This window comes from Bradyrhizobium genomosp. I (2014), from assembly GCF_000261685.1.
Lineage (GTDB): Bacteria > Pseudomonadota > Alphaproteobacteria > Rhizobiales > Xanthobacteraceae > Bradyrhizobium.
The window spans coordinates 61228-75123 of record NZ_AJQE01000028.1 but is presented as its reverse complement, the minus strand read 5'-3'; the positions used below and the strand labels follow the sequence as shown (position 1 = coordinate 75123).

Here is a 13896-nt window from a genome sequence, read left to right as displayed (position 1 = left end):
CGGGGGGAGCCGATGTCGGCTGTGATCGGCCCGAGCGGCAGGCCGCCGAGGACGTCGTGAGCGCTGGCCCAGATCGGATGCGCCCAGCTCAGCGGAAGCGGGACGAGTTGGGCTGCGATACACAGCGGAATGGCGGTCAGGGTCCACCGGCTCCACGAGGTCGCGCGAACATAGTGATCGTGGCCGGCCTTGCGCGTGCTCGAGGCGGCCGCCAGCAAGCTCAGTGCTGCGGCCATCGTCGCGAGCTGTGGCCCGAACTTGGCGCCGGCGATTTCGAGAGCGGAAGCGGAAACGATGCAAACGATGAGGGTAAAATAAGCGAGGGACAAACGGCGCTCGAAGGGAATCCTGAAACGGCCAGGTCACCATACAAGCGAGCGGTGGGTTTTCAAGCAGAGGTCTTCGCGGGCCAAACGAGCCTGGCTCTTGCGCGCCTCGCAAACGGCTCGTGGCAGCGTCGGCCCGGCGTCGTCAGCGCACGGACTTGACCGGGCGGGCGAATACGCGCCCGGCACGCGCGGCAGCAAGGCCAAAGCGGGCCCCTGACCCGAAGAGATAGCCGCCCTGCAGGGCAATGGCTGCGAACACCATGCCTTTCAGGCTCTCGACCACCGTCAGATCGACCATCAAGCCGACCGGGACGGCGGTGAGCAACATGATGAAGATCAACGGCAGGAGCACAAGGACGCGGAAACGCTGCCCCAGCACGGCACCGACGAGAAAGCTGAAAATCAAAAACGCAGTCATCCGAAACACTCTCCGTGCTCCGGACCCTAGGTTCCCCACCTAAAAAGACCCTTAAGTTGTATGGCTAAATTTAGCCTATTGGCCGCAATTTGCCAGCAGCGAATGATAGGCCTCTCGCAGCCCGTTCAGGGCGACCACGCCCTTGATCTCGCTGTCGCCTTCGCTGACCGCCACGGACAGCGAGGCCGCTGTCTGCCACTTGCCGGCGGCAAAGGCGGAGACCTCGTCGGGGAGCAGCACGGTAGCGCCTGCGGCCGCCATGCGGGCGTCGAAGGTCAAGGTGCCGCCGCCGGTCGCGGCGATCGTGACCTTGGGCCTGCTCCGCGGCGGGAAGGGACGGATCAGGGCCACCAGCACGTCGATCTTGCCCTTTGGCGCACAGCGGACGATCAGGCCGGCAAAGTCCGGGTCCGACTGGGCCGTATCCGCGGTCTTCGTGATGGCGGCGAAGCTCTCGCCGTCCCTGGCCCCCTGGGCCCGGGTAAATTTCCAGACGGAGGAGGGGGCCGGGTGGGCGATCGCGGCAATTGGCGCTTCGCGACACGAGAATTCTGCGCTGCCAGGGCAGGGGGCGGCAGCGCTCCACGGACGATCAGCGGCGCCGAGGAGGGAACCTGCCAATAGCGGGATCAGAAGGAGGTCAGACACGGGGAGTCCTATCCTGAATGGACCTGGCCTTAGCAAAGGGCGACGCCTCCGCCCGACATGCCGGGGCCCCAAGTTGCGTATTTTGCTCGCGGGCCGGGCACACGAAATACAACAAATAGTCACAAAGGCTTAAACCCGCCCCCAAAGAGTGGCTTGCAGGCAACAGTAGCCGACGGATCGCACGGTTAACCACCTGGAACCCTTGTCGCACCATCCCCTAGGCCGTACCAATTTACGCCAATTGGGGACTCTCGGGCGCGATTCATGTCATCTATTGCCAAGACCTATGTTTTGAAGCCGGCGTTTCTGGCGATCGCTTTAGCGCTCGGAGCCTGTTCGACCAATCCCGGTTCGGGCCCGCTGACGGACGACGTCAACAACAAGGTCCAGACTGAGAATGCGCCGGCCTATGAGCTTGTGCCGCTCAATCCGGCGACCGTAAAAATACTGCATACCCATGAGCCCAAGGGGCTCGCCGGCATGTTCACCGATCGCCGCCCGCCCGCCAGTATCGTGTTCGGCATCGGCGACGTGGTCAGCGTCACCATCTTCGAAGCCGCGGCCGGAGGTCTGTTCATCCCGGCGGAAGCCGGCGTCCGTCCGGGCAACTTCGTGACCATCCCCGATCAGGCGGTGGACAATGACGGCTTCATCACGGTGCCCTATGCCGGCCAGGTCAAGGCCGCGGGGCTGACGGCAGTCCAGATCCAGCGCTCGATCATCGACAAGATCGGCAACCGCGCCATCGAGCCGCAGGCGGTCGTGGCGATGTCCTCGCAGCGCACCCAACTCATCAGCGTGCTCGGTGAAGTCAATTCGCCGGCGCGTTATCCGGCGAGCGCGGCGGGTGCGAAGGATCGCGTGCTCGACGCGATCACCCGCGCCGGGGGCATCAAGGGCCAAGGCTTCGAGACCTGGGTCATGCTGGAGCGCGGCGGCAAGCGGGCGACCGTGCCGTTCGAAAATCTCGTGATGGCGCCCGAGAACAACGTCTATGTTCGTCCGGATGACAGCATCTACGTCTATCGCGAACAGCAGAAGTTCCTGGCGTTCGGTGCCAGCGGGCAGAGCGGCGAGTTCAACTTCGATGCCTGGCGCATCAACCTCGGCGAAGCCGTCGGCAAGGCCGGCGGTCTCTTGGATGGCCAAGCCGATCCGGCCGCGGTGTATCTCTATCGCCGCGAGCCGCGCGAAGTCGCTGCCCAGCTCGGCATCGACGTGAGCAAGTACACGTCGGAGACGATCCCGGTCATCTTCAATGTGAACTTCCGCGACCCGGGCGGCTTCTTCCTCGCCACCAAGGTCATGATGAAGAACCAGGACATCATCTACGTCTCGAACTCGCGCAACGTCGAAGTCGCCAAGTTCCTGACCTACCTGCGTGTGATCATGGCGACCGGCAGCGATGCCGTGAACCTCTCCAACGATGCCCTGATCTTCCGCAACAACATCAAGCTGGCGCCGTAAGGCGCCAACCTGATCGACCAAAACCGATGGCACCGGGCCTTTGTCCCGGTGCCATTTTCGTTTAGCAATCGAATCGGTTCTGCCGGGGCTACGGTTCGGGATTTGGATCAAGGCGCCACTGAGCATGGCGCCGGTCATCGATCCACCCCGGAGTGTTGCAAGGGGCTACATGCGCTTTCGAGCATTCTGGCGTCTTCTGGCGCTCCTCCCGCTCGCCTTCGGGCTTGCTCCGATCGGAAAGGCTCTCGGCGCCGCCGCTGAGCTGGGCGTCCGCCATCGGATCGACGTGATGGTCTCTGCCGAGCCTGATGCTCCGATCTTGTCGCGCCTGAGGGGGGGCAAGGGCGAGCTGTCCTTGACCGTCCGTCTCTCGGCGAACTCCAAGGAGAGCAAGTTCTTCGGCATGCTGCGCCCGTCTTTTCCCGATATCGTCGTTCCCGATGGCGCGGGCAAGCCGCTGGTGCGACAGACCAAGCTCTGGGAGGAGGATGTCTGCCATCAGCGCCGCGGCCTGCCGAAGGTCACGGCCACCCAGCTCGGCGGGCATTTTGCGGATGGCGAGGGGCGGATCGAGATCTCCGCCCTCAGCCGGCACATCGGTCTTCTGGTCCCGCCCGACGAATTGACCCCCGGAATAAAACTCGATCCCGGGAGCGATAGCCTTGGGGCATTCTATGCCTTCCGGGCGCAGACCCGGAACAGCCGCCTGAATGTGGATCTCAAGATCTATTCAATCGATTGCCCTCTTGAGTCCAGGCAAGGCAGGCAAGGCAGTTGATGCGAACGACGACCGTTGCGGCTGACGGTTCATCGAAAGTCCGAGCCCGCAAATCCGAACAGAACCGGGCAAGGAGCAATCAGCCTCGGCAAACGGGCTCATTGCTTCCCGGCTGATCCGCTCCCGACGCGCTATCGCGCTGCGTGCGTGTCGTACCAGCCAACTGGGGGAAAGTCCGGGAAGCGGTAATCCTTTCGCCCGGCCGCGCGTACCAGCACTGCCTGAATCCCGCCAAGCATGCGGAAAACGCTCTTTCGCCCCTGGAAGATGCCTGCGTCTCCCGCCAGCGTATAGCCGCGGAAGATCCCCTTGTAGACCTCGAGTGCTTCGAACATGTCCATCCACCGCCCGGGCAATTCGTTGCCGAACAGTCCGCTGCTGCCGTGTTCGAATCTGTGCGACTGGAAACAGCCTTCGGTCGCCGGCTGAGGCGGCTCCTGCAGGGAGACGAGGCTTTGATCCACAATTTTGTACTTGGAATAGCCCAGGCTCCTGAGCAGTTCGAACTCCCTTACGAGATCATTCCAATTCTTCTTCTCGGACTCGATCGACACAAATCGCGGGGGTTCGGAAATGTTCTCGAGCGACGACAACGCGTCAAGATCGTTCCCTTCGATGTCGATCTTGCAATATCTGGGAATGCCGTGGTCGCGCATGATATCGGCCAGCCGCTCGGCCTTGACTGTTATCTTTTGCACGCTCGCTGCGCCCAGCATCTGGTTTCGCTTGACCCACTCGAGATTGGCCGTTCCCCAAACCGAGTGCTCCGTGTTGACGTAGAAGTCGATATTCCCCGGCGTCTTGGCGACGGCCAGGTTGAGGATCTTCAGTTGCCCCGTTGCTACCTGCTGGGAAAACTGCTGGCCAAGTGCGGTACAGAATTCCGGTACAGCTTCGATGGCAACAACCTTGAATCCCTTTTTGAGATAGAACCCAGTGTCTTCACCCTTATGGGCGCCGAGATCGTAAATGAGGTTTTCATCAATCATGATTTTCGTGCTCGTGTCCAGGTTGTGATGAGCGTAGCGGTCGCAATGCGTTTCTAGCGGCGGAAAGACAATATGTTGGTTGGATGAATTGATCCGGCAATCAAGTCCGCCACTGCAGCCATGTTTCCGGCGAGCCTGCCTCGATAGTCGATCATCGGATGCTCGCGAAGCGAGCGCAGCGCATTGGATGCGAGCGCTCGCGTCCAAAAGTATGCGCATTTTCCGAGGGTAATTGTTCCTTTGCGCGCAAGGTAGAGCGGATTAGCGAGTTGCGAGTAGCCATATTTGTAGCCACTGACCCGTCCAGACTTTGACCCAAGATGCACACCGATCAAGTTCGAATCTCGATAGATGTCCGAGAACTTCCTGATCTGTCCGGAAAAATCCGTATCCTCCAGCCAGCCATAGAGCGGCAGATTCTCGTCGAATGCACATTGGTCGAAGACTGTCGCTCTGAAAGCCATATTGCAGCCGTACAGTCCTTCCTTCCACTTGCTGTATCCGATCTGATCGCTCGCCCGAGGCTGCGCCAGCGCATCCGAAGCCTGCTCTTCGGTGATTGCGATGCTGCCTCTTGCCCCGTCCATGATCACCGCTCCCGTAATGGCGAGGACCTGTGGACTAGCCGCAAACAGCGCTTCGCACTTCTGCAGCCAATCGGCTGCAGGCCTGAAGTCATCGTCGAAAAAGACAATGATCTTCGCAAGCCAGGCCTCGGGAGTGCTCTTCCTCTTGGCCGTTTGTATGCCGTGATTTCTCTGCGACGTCAGTCCCGGCCGAGGAGAAACCAGCCGGTGCACGCCGAGATCATTCGGGACGGCCGCACCACCGGGCAAATCCTTGGGTTCGGCGCCCACAAGCATGACGCTGTCAGGCGCGCGTTCCTGAAGTCGAAGCTGGTCTAGAAGAACTTGAACGTCCGTCGGTCTGCCGCGTGTCGCTAAGATGACGTCAATATTCAATTTACCCTCGCAAAGAGACGGCCAGCAACGCTGGTCGTCTGACATAAGAACTTCGTGGAAACGTTCGATCACAAGCAGGAATTCTCCCGGAAACAGTCTGCCGGCAATTGGCGACGCGGGGCTTCTCAAGCCTGGAGATGCGGTGCGGGCGAAGCACTACCGGACCACGTTGCCGAAATCCAGCGTAGATGATTGAAATTGGGACCGTCCAGCCCCTTCATCGGATGAGATCCGCGCTTGGGGTGAGCCGCCCTGTTAACAAACTCGAGGCTGCGTGGATCGGGAAGCATTGCGGAGCAGGGCCGGCAGAATGTTCTACCTCGTGACTGTGCTCCCGGACGAGTTGACGCCGGAAATTAACCTCTGTAGGCGGGGTACGGTTCAGAATGGATCATCCACCGCCGCCTCTTCCGAGTGCGGCACTTGCTGGACGCCTGCGGGATCATCCGCTCTAATGTATTCTCCACTGGGGGGCGTCAGACGAAAGCGATGGGCCGTGTTTCGATGAACATTCGCTGGTCGGCTGATCTCGTAGCCAGCTGTGTACTGTTCTTTGTTGTAGCAAGCGCGCCATTCCCGTTCGGGTCGACCAACAATCTGGCCATTGCCTTCTGGTGCGCTTGTCTGGGAATCGCGTTGATATTTGCGCCGACGAGGGCCTTGCGTCGTCCCCATCTCTGGATCATCGCCGGCGTCTTCATTGTTGTTGCGGCTTACGGGGGCGTGCTGCACGAACAACTGTCCGACAGCCCGTGGATTGCGCCATATCATCCGATCTGGAAGCAGCTCGGCTCGCTGTTCGATTCCGCCGTTGCGCCATCGGCCTCGATTGTCAGGCATGAAGCTTTCTTTGCTCTGGGGGCGCCGCTTGCAAACATTCTGGCCATTCTGGTGGGGCTTGTCATTGGCGTCGATGCGAGGCGTGCACGCCAGATCATGCTGGTGATTGCGCTCTCAGGCAGCTTCTACGCTGCGTATGGCGTACTCTCGTTCCTCATCGAACCGACCATGATTCTGTGGCGCGACAAGACCGCCTATCTCAGCAGCGTCACCGGTACTTTCATCAACCGCAATACCGCGGCTGCCTATTTCGGCTCATGTGCCGTCATCTGGATGCTTCTGATTCTTACGGACGTGCGCCGCCACCTTCCCGGACGACGCTTCAGGTGGAGCAATCTCTCTCGCGATCTGGCCAAAATTCCGCAGGCTTTGATCGCTCTGAAATTCGCCGCACTCCTGATCTGCGTCATGGCGATGTTCATGACCGGCTCGCGGGCGGGCGTGGCTGTTTCGCTCCTCTCCATGATCTTCGTCTTTGTCGTTTTCCTGCGGAAGGACCTTCCGCCGCGCACCGGCGTCTGGATGGCATTGGCGGCCGCCGCCTTGGTAGCTCTCGTTCTCCTGGAATTGCTCGGTGGTCGTGTCGTGAGCCGCTTCGACAGCCAGGGGCTGACCGATAGCGGCCGGCTGGAGGGGTGGAAGTCCTCGCTGCGCATCATCGCCGATAATCCCTGGTTCGGCACCGGGATGGGGACTTTCCAGTCGGCGTTTCCGCCCTTCCGCAGCCCGAATATTTCCATGCGCGGCACTTGGAATGCAGCCCATTCGACCCCTCTGGAGGTCGCTTTGGAGGCCGGAATTCCGATGACGCTGCTCCTGTCGGCCGGTTGGGCGGTGATGCTCACAGTGCTTGCGCGCGGGGTGTTCAGCCGAAAGCGTGACGCTTCGATTCCCCTGGCAGCCATCGGCATCGCACTGCTGGCGTTGCTCCATTCCAGCCTCGATTTCACGTTGCAGATACCGGGCTACAGCATCCCCTTCTTTGCGCTCTTCGGGGTCGGTCTGGCGCAATCCTTCCACTCCGGCGAAGGGAGCGTTGAGCCGCAAGGGACTGCGGCAAATGCGCTGCCGACCCGTGCTGGCACCTCGGGATCGCCAAAACAGTCCTCTTTCCAGGCACTTGGGTCTTAACTATTCCTTTAGAATTGGTGGACAGGGCTGCCTCTTTCGACTATTTTCGCATCGTTTTCGTTCCGGCCATTGAGGCAAACTCGTTGTTGAGGAAATTATGAACCTTGTCAGGTTTACGGTTCGAGCCGTAGCGGTGATTGTGGTCGCAAGCTCGATATCCTCCGCTGCCAGCGCGGCTGTTTATCCGCCCAGCCGGCAACTGCAGGCTCAAATCATCTCCGATTTCAAGGGATCTCCTGCAACGCTTTTGCAGCAATATCCTGATGGCGGTCCGCAGTTGATTTCGCGCGTCCGAGACCTCGGAGCGTCGGATCCGACGACGGTGCCGGGTCTGATCGAATTGTTGAAGAACCCGGCGACAACGAAGGATCAGTTGCGCGCCATCGTCGCAGGTCTTGCCCAGGTGGCCCGCATGGCGGCACAGACCGATCAGGCGTTTGCCAATGAAATTCAGGCCGCCGTCGCCGGAACGAACAATCCGGACGTGATTGCAGCCTATCAGGCCGCGACCGGCGACGTTGCAATCGCTGCGGCGGGCGGCGGTGGCGGTTCCGGTGGTGGTGGCCCAACGACCGGCTCCGGGTTTGCCTTTGGTGGCAGCGGCTCCGGTGCCCAGAGCTTTGGTGGCCTGCACTACCCGAACAGTGCAACGAGTTATTCGGGTTCGGTGACTCCCTCGACCGCTTATCCGGCGGTTAGTCCGACGCAGTAACGTCCGGGCCTCTTGCGCCGGCATCCCTTAGAGAAAATAAACCAAGGCAGCGTGTCACGCGCTGCCTTTGGTCTTCTGCGATGACTCGCACGATATACTGCCCGTGAAGCACCTGGGTGCGTCCATGCGTCGATGACTGTGCGTGATTTGCGGATACGTGAAATCACGTCGCCGCGCGCTTGTCGGCCCAAGTACGGGCATTGATTGATTTCAGGAATTACCGGATGTTGCAGCTGAACAAGTCCACCTCGGAGATCAATCGCGAATTCGCCGAGACTCAAGGCTCCCCATTTCAATCGCTGACTTTGCATTTGGATGTCATCCGGCATCAGTTCCCGACAATTGTCGCGATCCTATCCGCCTCCGTGATCTTGGCGCTTCTCTATCTTTTTACAGAAGCTCCGCAATTCACCTCCACGGCTTCGATCGTCATCGACACTCGCAAAGTACAATTGTTTCAACAGCAATCGATGCTCGGTGATGTGGCCCCCGACTCCGCGTCGGTGGAAACGCAGGTCGAAATTCTCAAGTCCGAGAACATCAGCCTGGCGGTCATTCGTGACTTGCACCTGACCGAAGATCCGGAGTTCCTCGGCAGCGGCGGAAGCTTGATCGGGTCGATCGGCAATTTCTTTTCCGATCTGTTTTCCAGCGGCCGTGCCGGTTCCGAATTCAGATTGCAGCGCAAGGCTCTGCAGCGCTTTGAGAGCAATCGTACCATCAAGCGCCTCGGTCTCACATACGTCATGGAGATTGGCTTCACGTCGCGTGATCCCGCGAAGGCGGCGCAGATCGCCAATGCGATCGCTGACGCCTACATCGTTGACCAGCTGGAAGCCAAGTACCAATCGACGCGTCGTGCCAGCGTCTGGTTGCAGGATCGCATCAAGGAGTTGCGCGCTCAGGCATCCGCGGCACAGAAGGCGGTCGTCGATTTCAAGACGGCCAACAACATTGTCGATACCGGCGGGCGCTTGATGAACGAGCAACAGCTCGCCGAAGTGAACAGCCAGCTGGTTGGGGCACATGCTTCGACGGCCGAGGCCAGGGCGCGGCTGGACCGCATCAACGATATCCTGAAGCGCGAAATACCGGATGCGGCGGTGGCGGATGCTCTTCGGAACGAGACCATCGTCAAGCTGCGGGGGCAGTATGTCGACATGGCCGCCAAGGAAGCGATCTGGTCGGCCAAGTATGGCCAGGATCATCTTGCCGCGGTGAACCTGCGTCGCCAGATGGACGAGATCAAGCGTAACATCGTCGACGAGCTCAAGCGCATTCAGGAATCTTACAAGAGCGACTATGATATCGCCGTCACGCGCGAGGACAGCATCAAGGCCAGTTTGGCAACGGTGGTTTCGGAGTCCCAGCTGACGAATCAGGCGCAGGTTCGGCTACGCGAGCTCGATAGCAATGCGCAGTCGTACCAGGCGATGTACGACAATTTCCTGCAGCGCTACATGGAATCCGTCCAGCAGCAATCCTTCCCGATCAGTGAAGCGCGTGTGATCAGTGCAGCAACGACACCGCTGGTCAAGAGCTATCCAAAGACTCTTGTCGTGCTGGGCGTGGCTCTTTTCGGCGGGTTGGTGCTGAGCTTCGTCCTGGCGATCGTGCGTGAAATGATGGACCGGGTGTTCAGGACGACCCAACAGGTCGAAGAGGTGCTCGGTGCGAGTTGCATAGCGCTGCTGCCGACGGTGAACGCAGCTGCGACCAAGGACGCCGGGGCGAGATTGCTGCGTTATGTCGTTGATCATCCTCTCTCGCGCTTCTCCGAAGCGGTGCGCTCGACGAAGGTGGCAGTCGATCTAAACTCGATTGTTCGAGAGAACCGCGTGCTGGCGTTTACGTCGACTCTTCCGAATGAAGGCAAGAGCACGCTGTCTGCCAACCTTGCGCAATTGATGGCCCATGGCGGTGCGCGCGTTCTCCTGATCGATTGCGACCTCCGCAATCCCTCGCTCTCACGCGCGCTGACGCCCGACGCGGAGTCTGGTTTGGTCGAGATCCTCGCGCATAAGGCCAAATTGGAGCAAGCGTTGACGGTTGATGCGCAAACGGGGCTCTCGATTCTGGCTGCAGGTACGACCTCCAAGCTTCTTCATACCAACGAGATATTGGCATCCAAGATGATGCACGGCCTGATCGGTGAGCTGAGGGACAAGTTCGACTACATCGTGCTCGACATGCCGCCCATGGCGCCGGTAGTGGACGTGCGCGTGACGTCGACTTTCGTTGACTCCTACATATTCGTCGTGGAGTGGGGCAAGACCCTGATGGATGTCGTCAGGCACAATCTGCGTGGTTCTCAGGAAATCCAGGACAAGTTGCTCGGCGTCGTTCTCAACAAGGCAGATACGAAGCGCCTTGCCCGCTACGAGTCCTATCACAGCCGTTACTATTACAAGAAGAACTATGCCCGTTACGGCTACGTCGACTAGCATGGGCGAGGTTTGGCGGAAATGTTGCAGGGGCGTACTGCTTCTGACGGGTATCGCCGGAGTTGCCTGGTCGTTGATCGTGCTGCCGTCGTTCTGGGCCGATCTGCAGGTCAGCTCCGTCGCCACGCACATTTTGGTCGGTGAACAGCTCAAGCCGGGGACCGTGGAGTCGATCGCGGCGCGTATGGACGCCGGCTCGCCATCGAGCCTTTCCTACCCCGATCTGGTGCGAGCCCGAGCGCTGATTGCACTTCGCTCCGCCGAGGAGGACCTGCTGGGAAAGGGTTCCCAGGACCCTGAACGCAAATTGTCGGCCGCGGAGAACAAGCTGAAGTCGTCTTTGATGCTCGATCCGGCCGACGCTTTTCTCTGGCTGTTGCTGTATTGGGTGAAGAACGAGCGTGACGGTTTCGACGCGGGAAATATCCGCTATCTCGAACGGTCGTACGCGGCTGGACCATACGAAGGCTGGATTGCGCTCCGTCGCAACAGGCTGGCGCTTGCGATATTTCCATTGCTTGGCGAACAGCTGCAGCAAAAGGTCGTTGCCGAGTTCGCCGGCATGGTCGAAAGCGAGTTCACCGATGATGCGGCGCGCATTCTGACGGGGGTCGGTTGGCCTCAGAAGGATAGATTGCTGGCGAGCCTCGGGGGCGTTGGCCTGGTCGCCCGTGAAGCCTTTGCGAAGCGGCTGGCGTATGAAGGCGTGAAGGCTGCCGTGCCGGGAGTCGAGTTGCCTGAAAGGATGTGGCGGTAATGGTTCGATCGCTCTTTCGGCTTGTCCTGCTGATCTGCATGGCTGCGGCCTGGACATTGATCCAGAACCTTCCATCAGCTCACGCACAAAGCACTAAGTCAAAATTCACGATGCAAGGCGACGCCGACACATCGGAATCGCCTGTCATCCGCGACGGCGCCAATCGTCCTTGCCTCAATGTCGAGGCGGCTGCCAAAGGGCATGTCGCGAACGGAGAGCTGATGGATCATATCGTGAGCGTCAAGAACAACTGCTCTCGAATGATCAGGGTCAAGATCTGCTATTACCATAGTGATCACTGCAAGGATGCGACCGTCTACGGCTATCAGCGCGTCGACACGATTCTGGGAACGATGAAGATGTCGACCTTTCGATATTCACTATCGCAGAAATGACCCTGCCGTGCTGTCTGCTCATCCAATCGCGGGGTCCTCGAAAAGCCCCAGAAACTTTCTGGCGTCATCTTCGCGCTGAATGAGCAACGCTGCGCGGTTGCGCTTGGTCTCGTTCAGAACGGCTTGAAAGTCGGCGCCCGACCTTTCCCACGCGAGGATTTGTTCCGCGATCCTGTCCAGATCTGACGCGCTCGGATCGAGCAGCAATTCTTCCGACACCATGTTGGCGATGCATCCGCGGCTGGAGGCAGCAACGATGATGCCTGCCATCTGCGCCTCATAGATCACGACAGGCTGCGCCTCGTTGACGTATCTCGTCGGAAATACCAGAACGTCTATCGAGGAGAGAAAGTGGACCTTGGCGTCATCGTATACGGGCCCCACATATTCAATTCCACCGATCTCGCTCGCGCGGCGCTTGATGTAGTCCTCGATTTCCAAATCGGAGCAGGGACCAGCGATTCGTGCCGTCAGGCCGGATCCGCTCTCTCGCAGTCGAGCCATCAGGTCGAGAAAGCGGTCGATACCCTTTTCGAGCGAGATGTTCGATAGATAGCCAATCGAGCTGAATGTCCGGTCACAGCTCCGCGTTCCGACCGCGGGCAAATCGATAAACGCCAGGTTGGAAACGACGACCGTTCTTAGATGCTTGCCATACAGCTCCGAAAGTGTCGTCGCCATCCTGGGACAGAGCGCAATATGAAACTGGTTGGCGCCGGCCATGCGGACAATGGACGCCAGGATAGCGCTGCGCTTCGTCAGGTATGCAAAGCTGTGATGATGGAACGCGATCGTCTTCCCTATCCACCGCGCAAGGACGACGACCAGGAGATCATAAAGCAGTCCATATCCACCGGACAGAGAAAGGTAGAGTATCGAGGCCTCCGGGTGGTGAAGGATGGTTCGTCCGCATCGGGCGTATGCCAGTGCGCGATTGAAATGATGCCGCCATCGATTGGGAGCATGGCCTGGCGAGGTGTCGCCGAACGCGAGTTGAAATCCTGCAGCGCGCAGAGTATCGGCCGCTCGCCTGGTGATGAGAGCTGCGCCATGGACCGGCGGAGGAAGGGGACCCGCTACAACGATCATTTTACCAGGCACGAGGTCGTCGATCCTTCAGCATGTCAGCAAAAGCATGGTCGATGGCGAGCGCAGCATTTTGGCGAGACAGCGCCGCGGATCTCCAATGTCGCCCAACGGACTGTCGAGGCCAGGTCAGCGTGCGCGACGCATGGGGCCTGCCCGGACGCGGCTACGAGCCGTGTCCGAGTATTACGTGACTGTGAAGGCGGTCCGGTGAAAGATCTTTGCGGTCTTGGGGATGTCCCGCTGGTGAACCGCCGGATTGCCGCCGATCATCGAATATTCCTGGGGCGCGACGTGGGTTACAACGGCACCCGAAGCCACAACGCAATAGTCCGGGATCGTGACACCCTGCAGAATGATCACGCCGGTGCCGATCATCGTATAGGCTCCTATCGTGATAGGAGAGCATGTCTGCCGGGCAGACATTGGATTGACCCCGTGGGTCAACAACTGGCTGCGGAATCCGGCGAGACCGCAGAATTGACGAAACTCGATCCGGTCTGTGCAATCTATGTAATGCTGACTCATCACCAGACTGGCTTTGCGCATTATAAGATCCGAACGTCGCTTCGTTCTGGTTCGGAAGGCCGGCGAATTGAGGCGAGTCGACAGTCCACCGATCCAGTTCAGATTGCCAATGACCGCATCTTCATCCATCTGCAACCGATCAAGCCGGCCGATATAGTTGAGATGACCGATGTAGGTCTTCGCTTCCATGATGCATTCGTCGGCGAGGATCAAGGAGAGGCCGATCCGCGCGTCGCGATGGATGGAAAAACCAGGGATCGTGTTGAGGACCAGCCGACGGAGTTTCCAGGGGAAGAAAAGGAATAAAACTTGAATAACAATTTTCAGCATAGTCGTTCCTCGCGCCAGCCAAAATAACCGAAAGTGCTGCGGTTTGGTCAAGATCTCGGCTTTAAGGTTTATTTCGACAGTG

13 protein-coding genes and 1 pseudogene are annotated in these 13896 nt (G+C 59.4%); 7 read left to right on the top strand and 7 right to left on the bottom strand.

Annotated elements, in window-relative coordinates; all coding sequences use genetic code 11:
* The 3 genes and pseudogenes from IC50_RS02825 to IC50_RS02815 form a co-directional block, all read right to left on the bottom strand.
* Positions 1–329: pseudogene (locus IC50_RS02825) on the bottom strand (hypothetical protein); the annotation flags it as partial.
* 142 nt (positions 330–471) lie between these two features.
* Complete coding sequence (locus IC50_RS02820) at positions 472–747, bottom strand: hypothetical protein (protein ID WP_035700107.1); 276 nt, start codon at positions 745–747, stop codon at positions 472–474.
* A gap of 75 nt (positions 748–822) precedes the next feature.
* Positions 823–1395, bottom strand: coding sequence for a hypothetical protein (locus IC50_RS02815; RefSeq protein WP_244429509.1), 573 nt, complete (start codon positions 1393–1395; stop codon positions 823–825).
* Between the two features lie 264 nt (positions 1396–1659).
* Here IC50_RS02815 and IC50_RS02810 point away from each other — a divergent pair, with 264 nt between their 5' ends.
* Both IC50_RS02810 and IC50_RS02805 read left to right on the top strand, forming a co-directional pair.
* The gene (locus IC50_RS02810) at positions 1660–2862 is read left to right on the top strand and encodes a polysaccharide biosynthesis/export family protein (protein ID WP_035700105.1); all 1203 of its coding nucleotides are present in this window, start codon (positions 1660–1662) and stop codon (positions 2860–2862) included.
* Positions 2863–3031: 169 nt separating this feature from the next.
* On the top strand, positions 3032–3640 hold the full coding sequence (locus tag IC50_RS02805; protein WP_050990865.1) for a hypothetical protein: 609 nt from the start codon (positions 3032–3034) through the stop codon (positions 3638–3640).
* Positions 3641–3771: 131 nt separating this feature from the next.
* Here the strand turns inward: IC50_RS02805 and IC50_RS02800 are convergent, their stop codons facing one another.
* Positions 3772–4629 (bottom strand): FkbM family methyltransferase, encoded by an 858-nt coding sequence (locus IC50_RS02800; protein ID WP_050990863.1) that lies wholly within the window; start codon positions 4627–4629, stop codon positions 3772–3774.
* A 53-nt stretch (positions 4630–4682) separates the two neighbouring features.
* Positions 4683–5663 carry a glycosyltransferase family 2 protein gene (locus IC50_RS02795; RefSeq protein ID WP_157460804.1) on the bottom strand — a complete coding sequence of 327 codons (981 nt, stop codon included), beginning with the start codon at positions 5661–5663 and terminating at the stop codon, positions 4683–4685.
* A 351-nt stretch (positions 5664–6014) separates the two neighbouring features.
* Between IC50_RS02795 and IC50_RS02790 the strand changes: the two genes are divergently transcribed.
* The 5 genes from IC50_RS02790 to IC50_RS02770 all read left to right on the top strand — a co-directional run bounded on the left by IC50_RS02790 (position 6015) and on the right by IC50_RS02770 (position 11870).
* Complete coding sequence (locus tag IC50_RS02790; protein ID WP_244429508.1) at positions 6015–7562, top strand: O-antigen ligase family protein; 1548 nt, start codon at positions 6015–6017, stop codon at positions 7560–7562.
* 97 nt (positions 7563–7659) lie between these two features.
* Positions 7660–8274 (top strand): hypothetical protein, encoded by a 615-nt coding sequence (locus IC50_RS02785; RefSeq protein WP_035700103.1) that lies wholly within the window; start codon positions 7660–7662, stop codon positions 8272–8274.
* Between the two features lie 224 nt (positions 8275–8498).
* On the top strand, positions 8499–10718 hold the full coding sequence (locus IC50_RS02780; RefSeq protein ID WP_035700101.1) for a polysaccharide biosynthesis tyrosine autokinase: 2220 nt from the start codon (positions 8499–8501) through the stop codon (positions 10716–10718).
* Between the two features lie 73 nt (positions 10719–10791).
* Entirely contained in the window at positions 10792–11475 is a 684-nt protein-coding gene (locus IC50_RS38300) for a hypothetical protein (RefSeq protein WP_157460802.1), read from the top strand.
* The gene (locus IC50_RS02770; RefSeq protein WP_157460800.1) at positions 11475–11870 is read left to right on the top strand and encodes a hypothetical protein; all 396 of its coding nucleotides are present in this window, start codon (positions 11475–11477) and stop codon (positions 11868–11870) included. The genes IC50_RS38300 and IC50_RS02770 overlap by 1 nt, the downstream gene beginning before the upstream one ends.
* Before the next feature lie 18 nt (positions 11871–11888).
* Here IC50_RS02770 and IC50_RS02765 read toward each other — a convergent pair whose 3' ends face one another.
* Positions 11889–12959: a glycosyltransferase family 4 protein gene (locus tag IC50_RS02765; protein ID WP_081492329.1), complete on the bottom strand. Its 1071-nt coding sequence runs from the start codon at positions 12957–12959 to the stop codon at positions 11889–11891.
* A 183-nt stretch (positions 12960–13142) separates the two neighbouring features.
* Positions 13143–13814: an acyltransferase gene (locus IC50_RS02760; RefSeq protein WP_035700097.1), complete on the bottom strand. Its 672-nt coding sequence runs from the start codon at positions 13812–13814 to the stop codon at positions 13143–13145.
* Between the last annotated feature and the right edge of the window lie 82 nt (positions 13815–13896).

Coding starts and splice junctions, on each gene's coding strand:
- IC50_RS02820 (WP_035700107.1), bottom strand. CDS start 747: ATGACTGCGTTTTTGATTTTCAGCTTTCTCGTCGGTGCCGTGCTGGGG.
- IC50_RS02810 (WP_035700105.1), top strand. CDS start 1,660: ATGTCATCTATTGCCAAGACCTATGTTTTGAAGCCGGCGTTTCTGGCG.
- IC50_RS02805 (WP_050990865.1), top strand. CDS start 3,032: ATGCGCTTTCGAGCATTCTGGCGTCTTCTGGCGCTCCTCCCGCTCGCC.
- IC50_RS02800 (WP_050990863.1), bottom strand. CDS start 4,629: ATGATTGATGAAAACCTCATTTACGATCTCGGCGCCCATAAGGGTGAA.
- IC50_RS02785 (WP_035700103.1), top strand. CDS start 7,660: ATGAACCTTGTCAGGTTTACGGTTCGAGCCGTAGCGGTGATTGTGGTC.
- IC50_RS02780 (WP_035700101.1), top strand. CDS start 8,499: ATGTTGCAGCTGAACAAGTCCACCTCGGAGATCAATCGCGAATTCGCC.
- IC50_RS02770 (WP_157460800.1), top strand. CDS start 11,475: ATGGTTCGATCGCTCTTTCGGCTTGTCCTGCTGATCTGCATGGCTGCG.
- IC50_RS02765 (WP_081492329.1), bottom strand. CDS start 12,959: ATGATCGTTGTAGCGGGTCCCCTTCCTCCGCCGGTCCATGGCGCAGCT.
- IC50_RS02760 (WP_035700097.1), bottom strand. CDS start 13,814: ATGCTGAAAATTGTTATTCAAGTTTTATTCCTTTTCTTCCCCTGGAAA.